This window comes from Bradyrhizobium sp. HKCCYLR20261, assembly GCF_051168435.1.
In the GTDB taxonomy this organism is placed as follows: Bacteria; Pseudomonadota; Alphaproteobacteria; order Rhizobiales; family Xanthobacteraceae; genus Bradyrhizobium.
Genome location: NZ_JBNPUZ010000008.1, coordinates 69,598 through 88,477 on the forward strand (window position 1 = coordinate 69,598; position 18,880 = coordinate 88,477).

Genomic DNA, 18,880 nt, shown 5'->3' on the forward strand with positions numbered 1-18,880 from the left:
GCCCTCAATCTCTTCAGACCAGCGGTGCGAGTCCGAACTTGCGCCGCGCCATCGTGCATTCGTCGTCGCCCGGCATGCAGATGCGGCACACCTCGGGGCGGATCGCATAGATCCGGCAGGCGACGGATCGCGCGATCTCGCCGTCCAGCGCGCAGCAACGGTCGCCCTCACAGCGCATCCCCGATAGCCGATCGTTGACCAGTTCGGCCGGGATCAGGTCGAGCGCGTCGTCCTCTTCGATCGTGAAGCGCGGCCAGTTCGACGAATAGGCGCAGCAGGCGCCGCAGCTCTGACAGGGGCTGGGGTCGACATCGTCAGACATCCTTGGGAACCTCCCACACCAGACTGCGCCGCCATTTCGCGCGCAGCGCCTCGCGCCGCTCGGGATATTTGTCGTCGAGATAGTCCGCCTCGACCACGCGGTCGGTGCGGAAGCTGCGGAAGTCGCGGCGCAGCTCGCACCAGGCGGCCAGAATCCGCACCGCGTCGTGATAGCCGATCGCGATCGGCCAGATCACGCGCTCGCTGTCGCGGCCCTGCTCGTCGCGATAGCGCAGTTTGATCTTGCGGCCCTCGTGAATCTGCGAGCGCGTGCGCGACATGTCGATGCGGTCGGGCTCGCGGGTCCAGGGCCGTGGCGCGCGGCTGGCCGGCTCCAGAACGAAGGGCCGCAAGCGTTCCGGCACGGTGTCGGCGATCTTGGCCATGAGATCCTCCGCCGCGCGGGCGAGCACCGGATCGGCATTCGCGGCCACCCATTGCGCGCCGAGCACGGCGGCCTCGATCTCGTCTGGCGTCAGCATCAGCGGCGGAAGATCGAAACCCTTCTCCAGGATGTAGCCCATGCCGGCCTCGCCGCGGATCGGCACGCGCTGGCCGATCAAGGTGGCGATGTCGCGATAGATCGTGCGTTTCGACGTCTCCAGCTCGGCCGCGATCGCATCCGCGGTCAGCGGACGGCGCGTGCGTCTCAGCACCTGGATGATCTGGAACAGCCGGTCGGCGCGTCTCATGGTGTGTCCCCGCGGAAGCGATCACCCCGCCGCTGCTGACACGATGTTGGCAGCAGCCCGTCCTTATAACGGGCCAACAACAGGATTGAAGGGGTGATGTCGATGATGATGTTTTATGGCCTGGGCCTCGCCACCACGCTACTGCCGCTGCTGACAGCATGGTGGCAGCAGCATGTTCGTAGCGTCCGCCGACTGCTCAGGAAGTCGGGAGTGCTGTCATGATCACGCTGTTCGGTTTGGGCGCGGGCTTCGGCCTGCCGGAAATCAGCCCCTTCGTCACCAAGACGGAGGTGCAGCTGAAGATGGCGGGTCTCGCCTATCGGAAACAACGGGCGATGCCGCCGGCGTCGCCCAAGGGGCAGTTGCCCTTCGTCGACGATGGCGGCGAGCTGATCGCGGACTCCACCTTCATCCGCGCCCATATCGAGCGCAAATACGGCTTCGACTTCGATCACGGTCTCGATGTGCGCGCGCGGGCGCAGGCCTGGGCGTTCGAGCGCATGATCGAGCATCATTTGTATTTCGCGCTCGTCGGCGCGCGCTGGGTCGATCCGGTCAACTTCGCCAAGGGACCGGCGCATTTCTTCGACGGCGTGCCGGCGGAGAAGCGCGAGAAGCTGCGCGAGGACGCGCAGTTCCGCGTCGCCGAGAACTATTTGATCTCCGGCCTCGGCCGCCACGCGCCCGACGAGGATATCGACCTCGCCGCGCGCTCGCTGCGTGCATTGTCGGTGCAGCTCGGCAACCGGCCCTATTTGATGGGCGACCGCCCCTGCGGCACCGACGCAACCGCCTTCGCCGTTATCGCCGGCATCCTCACGCCGTTCTTCGAGTCCGAGCTGCGCCGGCGGACGGAAGGCTTCGATAATCTCGTCGCCTATGCGGAGCGTATGATGACGACGTATTTCCCGGAGTTCGAGTGGGGCAGGGCGGCCGAGGCAGCGTGAGGACTCGTGCCACCGCCACCGTCGTTCCGGGGCAAGGCCGCAGGCCTTGAACCCGGAACCTCGAGATTGGCTTGCGTCCTTTGCTAACAACCACGGGATTCCGGGTTCGATCGCCAGCGCGCGCTGCGCGCTGACGATCGCCTCGGAATGACGGCCAAGACGCTAAACCCGACGGGTGCTAGCCCTCGCCCTTCAACCGCGCCACGTCGGCCTCCAACTCCGCGATCCTCGCATCGCGCACCGCCAGCGCGTCCGCGACGTCGGCCGCGTCGAACTTCTGCGGGATGTGCTGCGGGCAATTGGTGTCCCAGGCCTCGATCGTGAACAGGATCACCTGTTCCGGCCGCGCCTTGTAGCCCCTCGGCATCAGCGACGCCGTCAGCGCGGCGTCGTCCTCAACCACCCGCGCCGTGCCCCAGATCTTCACCCGGCGCCGATGCGCGTAGTCCATCACGAAGATATAGGCGCGCGGGTTCTCCGACAGGTTGCCCTGGGTGATGTACTGCTTATTGCCGCTGAAGTCGGCGAATGCCAGCGTCCGGCTGTCGAGCACCTTGAGGAAGCCCTTCGGCCCGCCGCGATGCTGGATGTAGGGCTGGCCATCGGCCGAGGCGGTGGCGAGATAGAAGCTCGTCGCCTCCGCGAGACGGCCGGCGAGGTCGGCGTCGACCTCGTGGCGAAAGCCGCGGGTCGCTTCGACATGGGCATAGCTGTCGCGCGAACCCTTGCGCGCCTGGATCGCCTTGGCCGCCGGGGAGAACATGACGTCGCCGGGCGGGCGGAGAGTTGTCTGGGTCATCGTGATGACTCCTTGTCGTTGCGGCAGTGCCTGCCGCCATGCCGACAATATGCTCCCGATCCCCTCCGGAAATAATCGGGCGCCTTGACACTGGATCATTGCAGATGCTGCAATGATGCCATGGACCGCATCGACGCCATGCAGGCCTTCGTGACGGTGGCCGATTTGAACGGCTTTGCGCCGGCGGCGCGGCGCATGAAGCTGTCGCCGTCGGCGGTGACACGCCTGATCGCCGCGCTCGAAGAGCATCTCGGGGTGCGGCTGCTGCAGCGCACGACCCGCTCGGTGACACTGACCGACGCCGGTCGGCGCTATCTCGAACGGACCAGGCGCATCCTGGCCGATCTCGAGGAGGCGGAGCTTGCCGCGGAGAGCGAGCGCCTGCAGCCGGCGGGACGCCTCATCGCGTCCGCCCCGGTGGGGTTTGGCCGCCTGCACGTCGGGCCTGTCGTCTCCGCCTATCTCACCCGCTATCCCGACGTATCGGCCGAGCTGCGCCTGGAGGATCGTCAGGTCAATCTGGTCGAGGACGGCATCGATTGCGCCGTGCGCATCGGTCATCTCGGCGATTCCTCGCTGGTCGCCCGCCAGGTCGGCAGCATGCGGCGGATCGTCGTCGGCGCGCCCGCCTATTTCAAAGCCAACGGCGAGCCGCGCGCGCCGGATGCCCTCGTCAAGCACCAGGCCATCCAGTTCGGCCATGCCGGCGATTGGCGGTTCGCGGGGGATGGCGAGGAGCTGCGCATCACCCTCAGCCCGCGGCTGATGACCAACAATGCCGACGCCGCCATCCAATATGCCGAGGCTGGTGGCGGCGTGACGCGCGTGCTGGCCTATCAGGCCGCCGAGGGGCTGCGCACCGGCCGGCTCAAGCGGGTGCTGGCAAAATACGAGCCGCCGCCGCTGCCGATCCACATCGTGTTTCCGAGCTCCCGGTTGCTCTCGGCCAAGGTCCGCGCGTTCATCGATTTGGTGACGGAGACCTGCAACTGGCGCTTCGGCTGATGCTTACGACGCCGCCACACCCCGTCATTCCGGGGCAAGGCCGAAGGCCTTGAACCCGGAATCTCGAGCTTGTCTTGCGCCGCTGTTCATCATCTCGAGATTCCGGGTTCAATCGACAACGCGCTGATGCGCGTTGCCGATTGCCCCGGAATGACGGGAGGAGGCGACCGGGCCGACGGGACACAGCCGATCGAGCCCGATCATTCCTTCTTCGGCACCACCCGAAACGTCGCGTTCGCCCGCGCGATGACGGCGTCGTCGGCGAGCACCAGGCTCTGCACGAAGCACAGCGTCCGGCCGCTCTTGATGACCTCGCTCTCGACGCTCAGCCACTGCCCGATCCCGGCGCTGCCGATATAGTCAACCGACAGGTTGATCGTGACCAGCGACAGCTCCCAGCCCAGCGCCTGGGCGCAGCTGTAGCCCATCGCATTGTCGGCGAGCGAGGCGATCAGCCCGCCATGGATCAGCCCGCGCGAATTGGTGTGCGGCGTGGCGAGCCGCAGGCCGAGGATGACGGCCTTGTCGGTTTTCTTCGCGTACAGCGGCTCCCAGGGATCGGTGAACGGGCTCTTGCGGAAATGCGGCTCGAAGCCGGCGGGGATGCTGCTCATGCGCGTCTCCATCGTTGCGGGCGATGTTCGCAGTCAACGACGTCCGCCCGGATTTTGCACCGCCTACAAAGTTTCAAACGGTTTTTGCGTGGACGTTTGAAACGGTCCGCGCGGATGCCGGGAGGGATGGTGCACGATGTCGCAGGGGGCGCTCCAGGCTCGCGGCAATTTCGCGGTGTGCCGATGCCGCCGTGCAATTTCGGGTGCATTGGAGATGCTTAACGTGTTAATGAATCGGCCACACGCCTGCAACTTTCGTCCGTCAGACTTGCGCTGGCTGGCGCGATAGGGTCCGCTCCGTGCGTGCAGCGGCGGCGGATCGCCGTCACGCTTGCAATGATGGTTATATGCTATAACAATGAAGCAAAGGGCCCTCGAAGGCCCATCGATGGAGGAGAACATCCCGATGAGGAAGACGCTTCTGGCGTTGGCGCTGGCTGCCGGTGTGACCACCCCCGCGCTCGCGCAGGACAAGACGTTCGATCTGAAGATTTCGCACTGGGTCCCGGCGAGCCATCCGCTGCAGAAGGCGCTGGAGGATTGGGCCGCGTCGGTCGAGAAGGCCTCCGGCGGCACCATCAAGGGCAAGGTGTTCCCGGCGCAGCAGCTCGGCAAGGCGTTCGACCATTACGACATGGCGCGCGACGGCATCGCCGACGTCACCTACGTCAATCCCGGCTATCAGCCCGGCCGTTTCCCGATCATCGGCGCCGGCGAGCTGCCGTTCCTGGTCTCCGATGCCAAGGGCGGCTCGGAAGGTCTCGACGCGTGGTATCGCAAATATGCCGAGAAGGAGATGAAGGACGTCAAGTACTGCCTCGCCTTCGTGCATACGCCCTCGGCCTTCCACACCCGCACCAAGAAGGTCGTCGTGCCCGAGGACGTCAAGGGCATGAAGATCCGCCCGGCGGACGCGACCATTGCGAACTTCGTCACCCTGCTCGGCGGCACCAATGTGCAGTCGTCGGCCCCTGAAGTGCGCGACATCATCGAGCGCGGCGTCGCCGACGGCGTCACCTTCCCCGCCGGTTCGCTGGTGCTGTTCGGCGTCGACAAGGTCACCAAGTTTCACATGGACGCGCCGTTCTACGTGACGACCTTCGTGTTCGTGATGAACAAGGACAAGTACAACCAGATGTCGGCGGCGCAGAAGAAGGCGATCGACGACAACTGCAACACCGAGACCGCCGGCAAGGTCGGCGAGCCCTGGGGCAAGTTCGAGGACGCCGGCGTCGACAAGATCAAGGCGCAGGCCGATCAGGAGGTCTACAAGCTGACCCCGGAGCAGACCGCCGCCTGGAAGAAGGCCTCCGAGCCGCTCTTCAAGACCTGGGCCGACGGCGTCAAGAAGACCGGCGTCGACGCCGACGCCGCCATGACCGAGCTGAAGGCCTCGCTCGCCAAGTACAACGCCCTGGCGCAGTAGCGTCTTCTGAGACCAGAGCTATCGCCGCAGCGACAGTGCGCTCCCTCTCCCCGTTCTTCACGGGGAGAGGGCTGGGGTGAGGGGCAGCCCCACGCACCGACCGTGCGGAGAGCCCCCTCACCCCAACTCTCTCCCCGCCTTAGCGAAGCTTTGCTTCGCTCTGGCGGGGCGAGGGAGCGCACCACCTGCTGCGCACGAGCTCGCTTCAAGCTCTTCGCGACTCAAGCCAACATTTGTGACACGGACACGCCATGCAGCGCGCCTTCATGGATCGGATCATCGACGGGATCGAGTGGATCGCCGCGTTCTTCGTCGGCATTGTCGCGCTCGACATCTTCCTGTCGGTGCTGTTGCGCAACACGCTGAACTACGCGATCCCGGATTCGTTCGACATCGGCCGCATGCTGCTCGGCATCCTGATCTTCTGGGGCATCGCTGCGACATCGTATCGCGGCACCCACATCACGGTCGATCTGATCTGGGGCAATGTCGGCCCGCGCTACCAGCGCTGGATCGACATCTTCGCCACCCTCGTCCTGCTGTTCGTCGTCACGGTGCAGACCTGGACCCTGTTCGACAAGGTGCGCGGCACCTATGAGGACAACGTCCTCACCTTCGATCTGCACATGCCGACCTGGCCATTCTTCGCCATCGCCTGGATCGGCGACGTCTCGGCGGTGCTGCTGATCGCCATCCGGACCTATCGCCTGATCTTCCATCCCGAGGAGATTCATGACCCTCACGTCAAGCCCACGGAGTAGTGCCGCATGAGCACGGATGCGGTCGCCGTCATCGGCTTCGTTGCCCTGTTCGCCCTGATGCTCCTGCGCGTGCCGGTCGGCATGGCGATGGGCCTCGTCGGCGTCTCCGGCTTCGCCTATCTCGTCAACGGCACGGCGGCGCTGAAGCTGGTCGGCCAGACCTCGATGCGCACGGTCACGGACTACACGTTCGGCGTGATTCCGATGTTCCTCTTGATGGGAACGTTCGTCTCCAACTCCGGCATGAGCAAGGAGTTGTTCCGCGCCGCCAACGGCTTCGTCGGCCATCTGCGCGGCGGCCTGGGCATCGCCACCGTCGCCGCCTGCGGCGGCTTCGCCGCGATCTGCGGCTCCTCGGTCGCGACCGCCGCGACCTTCTCCGCGGTGGCCTATCCCGAAATGCGCCGCTTCGGCTATCCGCAATCCTTCGCGACCGGCGTCATCGCCGCCGGCGGCACGCTCGGCGCGATGCTGCCGCCGTCGACCGTGCTCGCCGTCTACGGCATCATCACCGAGCAGGACATCGGCAAGCTGTTCATCGCCGGCATCATCCCGGGCCTGCTGGCGATGACCATGTACATGATCACCATCACGGTGATCGGCAAGGTCAGGCCGGATTTCCTCCCGAAGGGCGAGGCGCCGCCGTGGCGCGAGCGCATCGCGGGGCTGAAGGGCATCTGGGCGCCGGTGCTGCTGTTCCTGTTCGTGATCGGCGGTCTCTATGGCCTGCCGTTCCTGCCGCGCTTCACCCCGACCGAGGCCGGCGGCGTCGGCGCCACCGGCGCGTTCCTGATCGGCGTGTTCACCGGGCGGCTGAACAAGGAGAAGATCCTGGCCTCGCTGCTGCAGGCGACGCGCACCGCGGCGGCCGTTTTCACCGTGCTGATCGGCGCGCTGATCTTCGGCTACTTCCTGACGGTGACGCAGACCCCGCAGAAGGTGACGGAGTTTCTCACCGGCCTCGGCCTCGGCCCCTACGGCGTGCTGGCGCTGATCATGGTGATGTATCTCGTGCTCGGCTGCCTGATGGACGCCATGGCGATGATCATTCTGACCGTGCCGATCATCTTCCCGGTGATCTCGCATCTCGGCTTCGATCCGATCTGGTTCGGCGTCATCATCGTGATGACCGTCGAGCTCGGCCTGATCCATCCGCCGGTCGGCATGAACGTCTTCGTGATCAAATCGGTGGTGAAGGACGTGTCATTCTCGACGATCTTCAAGGGCGTGCTGCCCTTCGTCGCGACCGACCTGATCCGCCTGGTGATCCTGATCGCCTTCCCGCTGCTCGCCACCTGGCTGCCGCAACAGATGATGAACCGATGACCGCGCCCGTTCTCGAAACGAAGTACGTCTTCACCCTCACCGTCATGATCGGTGCCGTCACGACCGCCGGCGAGACCGGCATCGGCGTGCGCCGGATCATTCCGATCCATGGCGGCGAGGTGAAAGGTCCCGGCCTGAACGGCGAGGGCGTCAGCGGCAGGATCTGCAATTTCGGCGCCGACTTCCAGGTGATCCGTCCGAACGAGCTGATCGACCTCGAAGCCAAATACGGCTTCGAGACCGACGATGGCGCGACGATCTATGTCGAGAACCGCGGCATCCGCTTCGGGCCGGTCGACCTCTTGCAGAAGCTCAAGCGCGGCGAGCCTGTCGACCCCAAGCTGATCTACTTCCGCACCCACCCGCGCTTCGAGACCGGCCACGAAAAGTATCGCTGGCTGATGGGGCACGTTTTTGTCGGCTCGGCCGCGAGGCATGCGGACCGCGTCATCATCGACGTGCATGTGGTGTTGTAGGCCGGGCGGCCTGCATAGCGCGATCGCATAAGGCGGCCTCAGTTTGGCACTCGCCTGTCTCCACGGCGTCATGGCCGGGCTTGTCCCGGCCATCCACGTGGATCGGCATCCTGGGAACGACGTGGATGCCCGGGACAAGCCCGGGCATGACGGAGTAACTAACTGACCGCGGTAATCGTCTCGACAGCTTCGAATGCGCGACAGACGAGCAATTAGTCCTCGTCGTCCCAGCTCGAGGCGCGGCCATAGCCGCCGTGGTCGCAGGGGCGATAGCGGTGAGCCGGCACGTAGCTGTATCGCTCGTAACCGTAGCCGTCATACGCCGCGTCGCGGTAGTAGGAACGGTAGTGCGACCGGTAGACCGGCGCCGGCTCATAGGCTTGCGCTTCCGACGCGATGGCGCCGCCGACGAGGGCGCCGACCAGGAGACCACCGATCAGCGCCGCGTTGCGGCCGTCATGCGCCTGGGCCGGTGCGGCGCCGGCGAGCAAAGTGGCGGTCACGGCGAGCGCGGCGACGCCGCCAGCGAGAGATGTCTTCAGCGAAACCATGGTCCCCTCCATTGGGAAGTGTGGTGACGATGGAGGTTCTACAGCGCGCGCTTTGAAGCCACGCTGAATGCGACGTTGTCGGCCGTTCAGTTTCGGAGTCAGCCGCAGAGCACTGGCATGGAGCCGGCACATCGCCTCGACGGTGCATCGGATCATTCGACGCTCCGGCTGGGCGCGAGCAACCTGTTAGATGAGCCAGATCGTCGACCCATCCCACGGGTCATTCCGGGGCGCCCGCAGGGCGAGCCCGGAATCCATACTCCCGATGGTGGTTATGGATTCCGGGCTCGCCCTGCGGGCGCCCCGGAATGACGAGAGGAGATATCTCGCGACTGTCCAATCCGACCGATGGCTTTGCTCTTATTCTGTAAAATAAAAGTACCTTGCGTATTATCGGAAATCATGCTTAACTCCCGCCATCCCGTCCCAAGCCGAGGGGCGTTGCGCGCGATCGTCACGACACGCGGGGCGGGGAGCGGTGGCCGCGATCATGCCGCAGCGTGGCGAATGCCCGCGCGGACGAACGGCGTGGCGCGGACGCGAAGTCGCAGCGTGCTGGCACCCCGATGCTGGTGTCCCGCGCAATGCGTAAGCATTGTCGCGAATGGTGGCCAACAAGCCGGCGCACCAGGCAGACTGCGTATAAGCGTGAAAACCATCGTGCAGGGAAGGCCGGGCGTTCTCCGGCTGCACCTGTGGTACCTGCCGCCTGCATTTTTCAGCAGGCGGGCCGCAGGCGTCAGTCGGCGCCTGGCCTTCCCTGCGCCCTCTGCACATGAGGGTGAACGACATGAGCAAACCCCGGGCGCGAATCCGCCGCGGGAATGCCGCATCATGTCATTTGCCTTTGCGCTGCCGGGCCTTACGATGCCGCACACGCCGCGTCGCGTAGTTCAATCCGGCGCCGTTCATTTTGCATCGCACAACACGATCTCGGTGACCGGTTATTGACTCCTACCAAGATCGTTATAAAACATAACTATTCTGAACAGGACACAATAAGCGATGGGAAACGCCGACACGACGCCGACAGGTGATCCGTCTCTGCTGCAGATCGAACAGCAGGGCGCTGTCCTCACCATCGGGCTGAATCGCCCGGCCAAGCGCAATGCGCTCAATGACGGCATCATTCTCGCGATCGGCGATTGCTTCACCAGCCTGCCCGACGACGTCCGCTGCGTCGTGATCCACGGCCTCGGCGACAATTTCTCCTCGGGCCTCGATCTCTCCGAACTGCGCGAGCGTGACGCCACCGAAGGCCTGGTGCATTCGCAGATGTGGCACCGGGTGTTCGACCGCATCCAATATTGCCGCGTGCCGGTCATCGCCGCGCTGAAGGGCGCGGTGATCGGCGGCGGCCTCGAGCTTGCCTGCGCCGCGCATATCCGCGTCGCCGAGCCGTCGGCCTATTTCGCACTGCCCGAGGGCCAGCGCGGCATCTTCGTCGGCGGCGGCGGCTCGGTGCGCCTGCCGCGCCTGATCGGCGTCGCCCGCATGATGGACATGATGCTGACAGGCCGGGTCTACTCGGCGACCGAAGGCTCGTCCTACGGCTTCGCGCAATATCTCGTCGAGGCCGGCGCCGCGATGACGAAGGCGCTGGAGCTGGCGGCCAAGATCGCCAACAACGCGCCGCTGACCAACTTCGCCGTGCTGCAGGCGCTGCCGATGATCGCGGAAGCCAATCCGCAGACCGGCCTGCTGATGGAATCGCTGATGGCCACCGTCGCGCAGAGCGACAAGGAGGCCAAGGGCCGCATCCGCGCCTTCCTCGATCACAAGACAGCCAAAGTGAAGCCGACGTGACATGACCGCGCAAACAACAAAAATCACACAGGGAGGAACGGACAACACGGCGCGGAGCGCCAGTGTTCATCCGTTGCGCGCCATCTCCTTCAATGATCCCGTCGTCGACGTCGAGCGCCGCGACGACGGCACCATCTATCTCCGGCCGACGCAGCCGCTGGGTGACTTCCCGCAGCGGATCACCGACCGGCTGCATCACTTCGCCAAGGAAGCGCCCGAGCGCGTGTTCATGGCCGAGCGCGTCGGCCCGGAAGGCTGGCGCGAGCTGAGCTACGGCACGTTGCGGGCGGCGAGCCGCCACATCGCGTCCGGGCTGCTCGCCCGCGGCCTGTCCGCGGACCGCCCGGTGATGATCCTGTCCGGCAATTCGATCGACCACGCGCTCATTGCGTTCGGCTCGCTCTATGCCGGCGTGCCGTTCTGTCCGGTGTCGCCGGCCTATTCGCTGGTGTCGCGCGACTACGGCAAGCTCGCCTACCTGATGAAGCTGCTGACGCCCGGACTCGTCTTCGTCGACGACGCCGACAAGTTTGCGGACGCGCTGATCGCCAATGTGCCCGAGGGCGTCGAGATCGTGGCATCGTTCGGTGAGGTGCCGGGCCGCAAGATCACGATGCTGTCCGAGCTGATCGCCTCGCCGCTGTTTGCCGGCCTCGATGCGATCCATGACAAGATCGGCCCGGACACGATCGCGAAATTCCTGCTGACCTCGGGCTCGACCGGAAACCCGAAGGCCGTCATCAACACCCAGCGCATGATCTGCGCCAACCAGGTGATGATCCGCGAGACGCTCGCCTTCCTCAAGGACGAGCCGCCCGTCATCGTCGACTGGCTGCCGTGGAATCACACGTTTGGCGGCAACCACAACATCGGGCTCACGCTGTTCAACGGCGGCTCGATGTATCTCGACCAGGGCAAGCCGGTGCCCGGCGGCATCGAAGAGACCGTACGCAATCTGCGCGAGATCTCGCCGACCGTGTATTTCAACGTCCCCAAGGGCTACGAGTCGCTGCTGCCCTATTTCCGCGAGGACCCCAATCTGCGGAAGACCTTCTTCCGCCGGCTGCACGCGATGTTCTTCTCCGGCGCCGCGTTGGCGCCGCACGTCTGGAACGAGCTCGACGAGCTCTCGGTGTCCGAGACGGGATATCGCGTGCCGATGCTGACGGGCCTCGGCTCGACCGAAACCGCGCCGTTCTTCATGTCGGTCAATCCGCGCACCAGCCGGTCCGGCCACGTCGGTTTGCCAGTGCCGGGCAACGAGGCCAAGCTCGTGCCCAATAACGGCAAGATGGAAGTGCGTGCCAAGGGTCCGAACGTCACGCCGGGCTACTGGCGCCTGCCGGAAGTCTCGGCTGCGGCCTTCGACTCCGAAGGCTACTATCAGATGGGCGACGCGCTGAAGCCCGCCGATCCCAACGACTTCAATGCCGGCTTCGATTTCGATGGCCGCGTCGCCGAGGATTTCAAGCTCGCCTCGGGCACGTGGGTCTCGGTCGGGCCCCTGCGGGCGCGCTTTGTGGCTGCCTGCGCACCGCTGGCGCGTGACGTCATCATCGCCGGCATCAATCGCGACGAGATCGCCGCCATCGTCGTGCTTGACCTCGACGGCTGCCGCCTGATCAACGCGACGCTGCCGTTCGACGATCTCGCCGAAACCGCGTCGGATCCGCTGATCGTGGCCGCGTTCCGCGAGCGCTTCACGAAATTCCTGAAGACCGCGACCGGCTCGTCGACGCGGATCACGCGCGCGGTGCTGCTCGGCCTGCCGCTGTCGATCGACAAGGGCGAGGTCACCGACAAGGGCTCGATCAACCAGCGCGCCGTGCTGGAGAACCGCAAGGACCTGATCGAGCGCATCTACGCGTCGACACCGGACGACGACATCATCGTCGCCGGCTGATCAACGAACTAAGGGAGAGACGACATGTTGTTGAAGGATCAGGCCGCCATCGTCACCGGCGGTGCCTCGGGCCTCGGCGCCGCCACCGCCCGCAAGCTCGCCGCGCAGGGCGCCAAGGTCGCCGTGTTCGATCTCAACGCCAAGCTGGCGGAGGAGGTCGCGGCCGAGATCAAGGGCGTGCCGGTGATCTGCGACGTTTCCGACGCCGCTGGCGCGGAAGCAGCCGTGGCCAAGACGGTCGAGGCGCTCGGCCAGCAGCCGCGTGTGCTGGTGAACTGCGCCGGCATCGGCGTCGCCAAGCGCGTCGCCGGCCGCGACGGCCCGATGGCGCTGTCGGATTTCGAGAAGGTCATCAAGGTCAACCTGATCGGCTCGTTCAACATGCTCCGCCTGGTCACCAACGGCATGACCAAGCTGGAGCCGCAGGCGACCGGTGAGCGCGGCGTCGTCATCAACACGGCCTCGGTCGCGGCCTATGACGGCCAGATCGGGCAATCGGCCTATTCGGCGTCGAAGGGCGGCATCGTCGGCATGACCCTGCCGATCGCGCGCGAGCTGGCGCAGTTCGGCATCCGCGTGCTGACCATCGCGCCCGGCCTGTTCCTGACCCCGCTGCTCGCCAACCTGCCGCAGGAGGCCCAGGACTCGCTCGCCGCCGCGATTCCCTTCCCGCGCCGCCTGGGCGCCGCGGACGAGTTCGCCGCGCTGGCGCTGCACATGGTCGAGAACGCCTACCTCAACGGCGAAGTCGTCCGCCTCGACGGCTCGCTCCGCATGGCACCGAAGTAGGTGGCGCGCGCGGACGTTCATTGGGTTGTCATTCCGGGACGACGCGAAAGCGTCGGGCCCGGAATCCATTTGGCGTCTGGTTCGGTGGAGACATGGATTCCGGGCTCGCGCTTCGCGCGCCCCGGAATGACAACGGAGAGATCCGTAGGGTGGGCAAAGCGAAGCGTGCCCACCGCCCAAGTGAATGGTGGGCACGGCGCAATGCGCCTTTGCCCACCCTACAGACCGCTGTCGTCGTTGTAGCGAGGCTCAATCGATGTTCGTCAACCGCCGCGACGTGCAGATCCAGTGGGGCGACTGCGATCCCGCCAACATCGTCTACTATCCGCGCTACTTCGCAATGTTCGACGACGCGACCTCGGTGATGTTCGAGGCGGCCGGGTTCTCCAAGCAGGACATCGTCCGCCGCTACGGCCTGGTCGGCATTCCCATGGTCGACACCCGCGCGAAATTCTACATCCCCTCGACCTATGGCGACTGGATCACGATCGAGAGCCGGGTCGAGAGCATCAAGCGCTCGTCCTTCGACGTGACCCACAAGGTGTTCAAGGGCGAGGCGCTGGCGATCGAGGGTTTCGAGACGCGGGTGCTGGTCGGGCGCGATCCGGCGGACCCGGACAAGTTGAAATCGGCGCCGTTCCCGGAGGAGATGCGAGCCAAATTCCTCGGCGAATGAGGTGCGGCAATGGGTGCGACATGCGGCCGTCTTAAGGATGTTCAGCTGTCGTGCTTTGGTCGGATGGTGAGAAGTGATCTTCTCGTGTTCAATGCTATGATCACGTTTGGACACCTATCGGCCGGCCAACTGGAAGACGTCCCGGAACAGGGGCGGGACTGCAAACAGGATCGGCGGATCACGAGCTGAACCGAAAAGATTGAGGGAGGAATTGATGAGGAAGGCCTATCTGGCTGCGGCTGGCGTCATTGCGATGCTGGTGTCGGCTCCGGCGCTGGCGCAGACCAGCGAGATCACCATCGGCATCACCACGACCACGACGGGTCCGGGCGCAGCGCTCGGCATTCCCGAGCGCAATGCGCTGGAATTCGTGCCGAAGGAGATCGGCGGCGTGCCGCTGAAGGTGATCGTGCTCGACGACGGCGGCGATCCGACCACGGCGACCACCAACGCCCGCCGCTTCGTGACCGAATCCAAGGCCGACATCATCATGGGCTCGGCGCTGACCCCGCCGACCATCGCGGTGTCCAACGTCGCCAACGAGGCCGGCATTCCGCATTTCGGCCTGGCGCCGTTCCCGGTCACCCCGGAGCGCACCAAATGGTCGGTGGTGATGCCGCAGCCGGTGCCGATCATGGGCAAGGTGCTCTACGAGCACATGAAGGCTCATAACGTGAAGACCGTCGGCTACATCGGCTATTCCGACAGCTACGGCGATCTCTGGTTCAACGATCTGAAGAACCAGGGCGTGCCGATGGGCGTCACCATCGTCGACGAGGAGCGCTTCGCGCGTCCCGACACCTCGGTCACCGGCCAGGTGCTGAAGCTCGTCGCCGCCAACCCGGATGCGATCCTGGTCGGCGCCTCCGGCACCGCGGCGGCGCTGCCGCAGACCGAGCTGCGCGAACGCGGCTACACCGGCCTGATCTACCAGACCCACGGCGCGGCGAGCATGGACTTCATCCGCATCGCCGGCAAGGCGGCGGAAGGCGTGATCATGGCCTCGGGACCGGTGATGTCGCCGGAGACCCAGGACGACAGCGCGCTGACCAAGAAGCCCGGCCTCGAGCTGAACAAGGCCTATGAGGCCAAGTACGGCCCGAACAGCCGCAGCCAGTTCGCCGGCCACTCCTTCGACGCCTTCGAGATCCTCAAGCGCGTCATTCCGGCGGCGCTGAAGACCGCCAAGCCCGGCACGCCGGAGTTCCGCGAGGCGATCCGCCAGGCGCTGCTGAGCGAGAAGGACCTCGCGGCCTCGCAGGGCGTCTACAACTTCACCGAAAAGGACCGCTCCGGCCTCGACGACCGCGCCCGCATCATCCTGACCGTGAAGGACGGCAAATACGTCCCGGCCAAGTGAGCTGTACGGACCATAGCTTCAATCAGGAAAGGCCGGCTCGTTGAGCCGGCCTTTCGGCTATTTGCACGGCAATCTTTGTCGTTTTCCAAGAGGCCCGCGATGATCTTCGCCCCCACCGGCGCCACCAGGCTCCACATCATCATCGGCGATCCCATCGCGCAGGTCCGCGCGCCTGCCGGGGTCAGCGAAGCCTTCGCGGATCGCGAGAGCGACGCGATCCTGGTGGCGCTCCAGGTCGCGCCTGCCGATCTTGCCGACGTCCTGACGACCATGACGCGTGTGAAGAATCTCGACGGCATCGTCGCGACCATCCCGCACAAATTCGCCTGCTATCGCGCCTGCGCGACGGCGACCGAGCGCGCGCATTTCATCGGCGCCGTGAATCTGATGCGCCGCGGAGCCAACGGCAAGTGGCACGGCGACATGGTCGACGGGCTAGGGTTCGTCGGCGCAGCGAAGGCCGTGAGCTTCGATCCCACTGGCGTTCGCGCCTTGCAGGTGGGGGCAGGCGGTGCCGGCTCGGCGATTGCGCTGGCGCTGATCGATGCCGGTGTCCGCGAGCTCGCGATTCACGACAGCGATGCAGGCCGCCGCGATGCGCTGATCGCGCGTCTCAATGAGCGCGGCAAAGGCCGCGCTGTTATCGGCAGCAGCGACGCTGGTGGATTCGACATGGTCGTCAACGCGACACCTGCGGGCATGCAGTCGGGGGATCCTCTGCCGGTCGACATGGCAACCGTCAGCCCGTCAGCCTATTGCGGGTGTGTCATCACCAAGCCGGAGGTGTCGCCCTTCATCGCCGCCGCGCGTGAGCGCGGCTGCCTGACGGCGACCGGGATAGACATGTACCACGCCCTGGAGCGCGTGATGGTCGACTTCCTCTTGTCGCAGGAGGCGCCATCCTGAGACAGCGCCATCCCATTTTCAGGTTCGGCTCAGTGCGCGGCGGCCTCGGCAAAGCCGAGATAGCTCGCCGCGACGCGCTGGTCGGTGGCGATCTCGCTGGCCTTGCCGTTGAGCACGAACTCGCCGAGCTCCATGACATAGGCGCGGTCAGCGACCTTCAGCGCGGCCTTGGCGTTCTGCTCGACCAGCAGCACCGAGACGCCTTCCTCGCGCAGCTTGGCGACGATCTCGAAGATGCCGGCGACGATGATCGGCGCGAGCCCGAGGCTCGGCTCGTCCAGCATCAGCATCTTCGGCGAGCCCATCAGCGCGCGGCCCATCGCCAGCATCTGCTGCTCGCCACCCGACAGCGTGCCGGCGAGCTGTTTGCGCCGCTCCTTCAGCTTCGGAAACAGCGTGTAGACGTGCTCGAAGCCGCGCGCCGCGTGCGCCTTCGACATTCTGAAAGCGCCGAGCTGCAGATTGTCCTCGACATTCATGGTCGCGAACAGCTCGCGATGCTCCGGCACCAGGCAGAGGCCGCGCGCGACCCGGTCCTCGATCTCGTAGCGGGCGAGGTCCTCGCCCAGGAAGGAGACGCGGCCCTTGAGCGGAAACACGCCCATGATGGCGCTGAGCAATGTGGTCTTGCCGGCGCCGTTGGCGCCGATGATGGTGACGATCTCGTTCTCGGCCACGGTGAGCGAGACGGAGCGGACCGCTTCGACCTTGCCGTAGGAGACGTGGGCGTCGGTGACTTCCAGCAGGGTGCTCATGCGGCGGCTCCGAGATACGCCTTGATCACCTCGGGATTGGTCTTGATCGCGGCTGGTGTGCCCTCGGCGATCTTGGTGCCGAAATCGAGCACCACGATGCGGTCGGCGAGATCCATGACGAAGCCCATGTCGTGCTCGACCAGCAGCACCGACATGCCGCCGGCCCTGAGTTCGCGCAGCAGCGCGCCGAGGCGCTGCTTCTCCATGTGGCGCAGGCCGGCCGCGGGCTCGTCGAGCAGCAGCAGCATCGGATCGACGCACAGCGCGCGGGCGATCTCGACGATGCGCTGCTGGCCCAGGGACAGAGAGCCGGCGAGCTGGTGCATCTGGTCGCCGAGGCCGACGCGCTCGATCTGCCGCGCGGCTTCCGCCAGCAGCTTGGCCTCGTCGGCGCGGTCGAGCCGGAACATGCTGGACAGCGCGCCGGAATGGCCGCGCAGATGCGCGCCGATCGCGACGTTCTCCAGCACGGTCATGTCGGGCACCAGCTTGACGTGCTGGAAGGTGCGGGAAATGCCGAGCTTGACCACGTCCTGCGGCGGCGCGTTGCCGACGGCCTTGCCAAGCACCGAGATGTTGCCGGAGGTCGGCGGCAGCACGCCGGTGATCAGGTTGAAGGTCGTGCTCTTGCCGGCGCCGTTGGGACCGATCAGCGCGACGATCTCGCGGGCCTGGACGTCGAACGAGACGTTGTTGACCGCGACCACGCCGCCGAACTGCTTGCGCGCATTGTCGACCTGCAGCAGCACGTTCGGCGCCGAGGAGGAGCGCACGCGCGCGGGCAGCTCAATCGAGGTGTCCGGCTTCTTCGCGACGGGCTTGAACGGCAGCCGCGCGGTCAGCCACGGCCACAATCCGGTCGGCGCGAGCTGGAGGAGGGTGACGAGGAGGATGCCGAACACGATGGTCTCGAGCTGGCCCTCACCATGCAGCAGCAGCGGGAGATAGCTTTGCAGCACTTCCTTCAGCACCACGACGATCGCCGCACCGAGCACGCCGCCCCAGACATAGCCGGCGCCGCCGACCACCGCGACGAACAGATATTCGATGCCGGCCTGGGCGCCGAATGGCGTCGGGTTCACCGCGCGGGTGAAGTGCGCGTAGAGCCAGCCGGACAGGCCGGCGAGCACGGCGGCGTAGATGAACACCAGCAGCTTGGCGCGCGGCGAATACACACCGAACGCTTCGGCGGCGATGTGCCCGCGGCGCAGCGCGCGAATGGCGCGGCCGGTGCGGGAGTCCAGCAGGTTCATCGTCAGCAGCGCGGAGATCAGCACGGCGGCCCAGATCGCGTAATAGATCGTGCCGGGATCGAGCATCCTGAGGCTGCCGATCGACAGCGGCGGGATGCCGGAGATGCCGTCATTGCGGCCGAGGAAGGCGAGCTTGCTGAAGAGGTAGTAGAGGCCGAGACCCCAGGCCAGCGTGCCGAGCGGCAAATAGTGGCCGGACAGCCTGACGGTGACGAGGCCGAGCAGCACTGCGGCGAGGCCGGACACCAGCAGCGACAGCGGCAGGGTCAGCCAGGGGGAGACGCCATATTGCGCGGACAGGACCGCGGTCGTGTAGGCGCCGAAGCCGACGAAGGCGGCCTGGCCGAACGAGGTGAGGCCACCGACTCCGGTCAGCAGCACGAGGCCCATCGCGACCAGCGCGGACAGGCCGATATTGTCGAGCAGCACGATCCAGAACGGCGGCACGCCCGGGATGAACGGGATCGCCGCGACGAGGACGGCAAAGACGATGAGAGGCCAACGCTCGCGCACG

Annotated in this window: 19 protein-coding genes; 12 read left to right on the forward strand and 7 right to left on the reverse strand. The window is 65.8% G+C overall.

All coding sequences use genetic code 11. The annotated features are described in order from the left end of the window. Positions 1-13 precede the first annotated feature (13 nt). Positions 14-322: a YkgJ family cysteine cluster protein gene (locus ACQR1L_RS20085; protein ID WP_434859654.1), complete on the reverse strand. Its 309-nt coding sequence runs from the start codon at positions 320-322 to the stop codon at positions 14-16. Beyond that, a complete protein-coding gene (locus ACQR1L_RS20090) occupies positions 315-1,013 on the reverse strand; it encodes a helix-turn-helix transcriptional regulator (RefSeq protein ID WP_434859655.1) in 699 nt (232 codons plus the stop codon). The genes ACQR1L_RS20085 and ACQR1L_RS20090 overlap by 8 nt, the downstream gene beginning before the upstream one ends. A 218-nt stretch (positions 1,014-1,231) precedes the next feature. Between ACQR1L_RS20090 and ACQR1L_RS20095 the strand changes: the two genes are divergently transcribed. Then, the gene (locus ACQR1L_RS20095; protein WP_434859656.1) at positions 1,232-1,960 is read left to right on the forward strand and encodes a glutathione S-transferase family protein; all 729 of its coding nucleotides are present in this window, start codon (positions 1,232-1,234) and stop codon (positions 1,958-1,960) included. Positions 1,961-2,138: 178 nt separating this feature from the next. Here the strand turns inward: ACQR1L_RS20095 and ACQR1L_RS20100 are convergent, their stop codons facing one another. Further along, positions 2,139-2,759 carry a pyridoxamine 5'-phosphate oxidase family protein gene (locus ACQR1L_RS20100; RefSeq protein ID WP_434859657.1) on the reverse strand — a complete coding sequence of 207 codons (621 nt, stop codon included), beginning with the start codon at positions 2,757-2,759 and terminating at the stop codon, positions 2,139-2,141. Between the two features lie 120 nt (positions 2,760-2,879). Here ACQR1L_RS20100 and ACQR1L_RS20105 point away from each other — a divergent pair, with 120 nt between their 5' ends. After that, positions 2,880-3,764, forward strand: coding sequence for a LysR family transcriptional regulator (locus tag ACQR1L_RS20105; protein ID WP_434859658.1), 885 nt, complete (start codon positions 2,880-2,882; stop codon positions 3,762-3,764). Positions 3,765-3,964: 200 nt separating this feature from the next. Here ACQR1L_RS20105 and ACQR1L_RS20110 read toward each other — a convergent pair whose 3' ends face one another. Continuing rightward, positions 3,965-4,378 (reverse strand): PaaI family thioesterase, encoded by a 414-nt coding sequence (locus tag ACQR1L_RS20110; RefSeq protein WP_434859659.1) that lies wholly within the window; start codon positions 4,376-4,378, stop codon positions 3,965-3,967. A gap of 406 nt (positions 4,379-4,784) precedes the next feature. On the opposite strand from ACQR1L_RS20110, the gene ACQR1L_RS20115 reads away from it, so the two are divergent. The 4 genes from ACQR1L_RS20115 to ACQR1L_RS20130 all read left to right on the forward strand — a co-directional run bounded on the left by ACQR1L_RS20115 (position 4,785) and on the right by ACQR1L_RS20130 (position 8,367). Next, on the forward strand, positions 4,785-5,804 hold the full coding sequence (locus ACQR1L_RS20115; RefSeq protein ID WP_434859660.1) for a TRAP transporter substrate-binding protein: 1,020 nt from the start codon (positions 4,785-4,787) through the stop codon (positions 5,802-5,804). A 251-nt stretch (positions 5,805-6,055) separates the two neighbouring features. Beyond that, a complete protein-coding gene (locus ACQR1L_RS20120; RefSeq protein WP_006611344.1) occupies positions 6,056-6,565 on the forward strand; it encodes a TRAP transporter small permease in 510 nt (169 codons plus the stop codon). 6 nt (positions 6,566-6,571) lie between these two features. Beyond that, positions 6,572-7,891 (forward strand): TRAP transporter large permease, encoded by a 1,320-nt coding sequence (locus ACQR1L_RS20125; protein ID WP_434859661.1) that lies wholly within the window; start codon positions 6,572-6,574, stop codon positions 7,889-7,891. Next, positions 7,888-8,367 (forward strand): DUF3237 domain-containing protein, encoded by a 480-nt coding sequence (locus ACQR1L_RS20130; RefSeq protein ID WP_434859662.1) that lies wholly within the window; start codon positions 7,888-7,890, stop codon positions 8,365-8,367. The genes ACQR1L_RS20125 and ACQR1L_RS20130 overlap by 4 nt, the downstream gene beginning before the upstream one ends. Before the next feature lie 212 nt (positions 8,368-8,579). Here ACQR1L_RS20130 and ACQR1L_RS20135 read toward each other — a convergent pair whose 3' ends face one another. Then, a complete protein-coding gene (locus ACQR1L_RS20135; protein WP_434859663.1) occupies positions 8,580-8,918 on the reverse strand; it encodes a hypothetical protein in 339 nt (112 codons plus the stop codon). A 1,005-nt stretch (positions 8,919-9,923) separates the two neighbouring features. Here ACQR1L_RS20135 and ACQR1L_RS20140 point away from each other — a divergent pair. The 6 genes from ACQR1L_RS20140 (at position 9,924) to ACQR1L_RS20165 (ending at position 16,358) form a co-directional block, all read left to right on the forward strand. Next, positions 9,924-10,724, forward strand: coding sequence for a crotonase/enoyl-CoA hydratase family protein (locus ACQR1L_RS20140; protein ID WP_434859664.1), 801 nt, complete (start codon positions 9,924-9,926; stop codon positions 10,722-10,724). A gap of 1 nt (position 10,725) precedes the next feature. Beyond that, the gene (locus ACQR1L_RS20145; RefSeq protein ID WP_434859665.1) at positions 10,726-12,627 is read left to right on the forward strand and encodes a feruloyl-CoA synthase; all 1,902 of its coding nucleotides are present in this window, start codon (positions 10,726-10,728) and stop codon (positions 12,625-12,627) included. Between the two features lie 24 nt (positions 12,628-12,651). Further along, the gene (locus tag ACQR1L_RS20150; RefSeq protein ID WP_434859666.1) at positions 12,652-13,416 is read left to right on the forward strand and encodes an SDR family NAD(P)-dependent oxidoreductase; all 765 of its coding nucleotides are present in this window, start codon (positions 12,652-12,654) and stop codon (positions 13,414-13,416) included. 256 nt (positions 13,417-13,672) lie between these two features. Then, on the forward strand, positions 13,673-14,092 hold the full coding sequence (locus ACQR1L_RS20155) for an acyl-CoA thioesterase (protein WP_011924132.1): 420 nt from the start codon (positions 13,673-13,675) through the stop codon (positions 14,090-14,092). Between the two features lie 214 nt (positions 14,093-14,306). Then, on the forward strand, positions 14,307-15,452 hold the full coding sequence (locus ACQR1L_RS20160; RefSeq protein WP_434859667.1) for an ABC transporter substrate-binding protein: 1,146 nt from the start codon (positions 14,307-14,309) through the stop codon (positions 15,450-15,452). A 99-nt stretch (positions 15,453-15,551) separates the two neighbouring features. Then, complete coding sequence (locus ACQR1L_RS20165; RefSeq protein WP_434859668.1) at positions 15,552-16,358, forward strand: shikimate dehydrogenase family protein; 807 nt, start codon at positions 15,552-15,554, stop codon at positions 16,356-16,358. A 29-nt stretch (positions 16,359-16,387) separates the two neighbouring features. Here the strand turns inward: ACQR1L_RS20165 and ACQR1L_RS20170 are convergent, their stop codons facing one another. Together ACQR1L_RS20170 and ACQR1L_RS20175 are read right to left on the reverse strand one after the other, a co-directional pair. After that, on the reverse strand, positions 16,388-17,113 hold the full coding sequence (locus ACQR1L_RS20170) for an ABC transporter ATP-binding protein (protein WP_434859669.1): 726 nt from the start codon (positions 17,111-17,113) through the stop codon (positions 16,388-16,390). Beyond that, positions 17,110-18,879 (reverse strand): branched-chain amino acid ABC transporter ATP-binding protein/permease, encoded by a 1,770-nt coding sequence (locus ACQR1L_RS20175; protein WP_434859670.1) that lies wholly within the window; start codon positions 18,877-18,879, stop codon positions 17,110-17,112. Before ACQR1L_RS20175 ends, ACQR1L_RS20170 begins: the two co-directional genes overlap by 4 nt. Position 18,880 lies beyond the last annotated feature (1 nt).

What these genes read in the sequence shown, in the direction of transcription:
- ACQR1L_RS20085 (WP_434859654.1), bottom strand. Translation starts at nt 322, where the DNA reads ATGTCTGACGATGTCGACCCCAGCCCCTGTCAGAGCTGCGGCGCCTGC.
- ACQR1L_RS20090 (WP_434859655.1), bottom strand. Translation starts at nt 1,013, where the DNA reads ATGAGACGCGCCGACCGGCTGTTCCAGATCATCCAGGTGCTGAGACGC.
- ACQR1L_RS20095 (WP_434859656.1), top strand. Translation starts at nt 1,232, where the DNA reads ATGATCACGCTGTTCGGTTTGGGCGCGGGCTTCGGCCTGCCGGAAATC.
- ACQR1L_RS20100 (WP_434859657.1), bottom strand. Translation starts at nt 2,759, where the DNA reads ATGACCCAGACAACTCTCCGCCCGCCCGGCGACGTCATGTTCTCCCCG.
- ACQR1L_RS20105 (WP_434859658.1), top strand. Translation starts at nt 2,880, where the DNA reads ATGGACCGCATCGACGCCATGCAGGCCTTCGTGACGGTGGCCGATTTG.
- ACQR1L_RS20110 (WP_434859659.1), bottom strand. Translation starts at nt 4,378, where the DNA reads ATGAGCAGCATCCCCGCCGGCTTCGAGCCGCATTTCCGCAAGAGCCCG.
- ACQR1L_RS20115 (WP_434859660.1), top strand. Translation starts at nt 4,785, where the DNA reads ATGAGGAAGACGCTTCTGGCGTTGGCGCTGGCTGCCGGTGTGACCACC.
- ACQR1L_RS20120 (WP_006611344.1), top strand. Translation starts at nt 6,056, where the DNA reads ATGCAGCGCGCCTTCATGGATCGGATCATCGACGGGATCGAGTGGATC.
- ACQR1L_RS20125 (WP_434859661.1), top strand. Translation starts at nt 6,572, where the DNA reads ATGAGCACGGATGCGGTCGCCGTCATCGGCTTCGTTGCCCTGTTCGCC.
- ACQR1L_RS20130 (WP_434859662.1), top strand. Translation starts at nt 7,888, where the DNA reads ATGACCGCGCCCGTTCTCGAAACGAAGTACGTCTTCACCCTCACCGTC.
- ACQR1L_RS20135 (WP_434859663.1), bottom strand. Translation starts at nt 8,918, where the DNA reads ATGGTTTCGCTGAAGACATCTCTCGCTGGCGGCGTCGCCGCGCTCGCC.
- ACQR1L_RS20140 (WP_434859664.1), top strand. Translation starts at nt 9,924, where the DNA reads ATGGGAAACGCCGACACGACGCCGACAGGTGATCCGTCTCTGCTGCAG.
- ACQR1L_RS20145 (WP_434859665.1), top strand. Translation starts at nt 10,726, where the DNA reads ATGACCGCGCAAACAACAAAAATCACACAGGGAGGAACGGACAACACG.
- ACQR1L_RS20150 (WP_434859666.1), top strand. Translation starts at nt 12,652, where the DNA reads ATGTTGTTGAAGGATCAGGCCGCCATCGTCACCGGCGGTGCCTCGGGC.
- ACQR1L_RS20155 (WP_011924132.1), top strand. Translation starts at nt 13,673, where the DNA reads ATGTTCGTCAACCGCCGCGACGTGCAGATCCAGTGGGGCGACTGCGAT.
- ACQR1L_RS20160 (WP_434859667.1), top strand. Translation starts at nt 14,307, where the DNA reads ATGAGGAAGGCCTATCTGGCTGCGGCTGGCGTCATTGCGATGCTGGTG.
- ACQR1L_RS20165 (WP_434859668.1), top strand. Translation starts at nt 15,552, where the DNA reads ATGATCTTCGCCCCCACCGGCGCCACCAGGCTCCACATCATCATCGGC.
- ACQR1L_RS20170 (WP_434859669.1), bottom strand. Translation starts at nt 17,113, where the DNA reads ATGAGCACCCTGCTGGAAGTCACCGACGCCCACGTCTCCTACGGCAAG.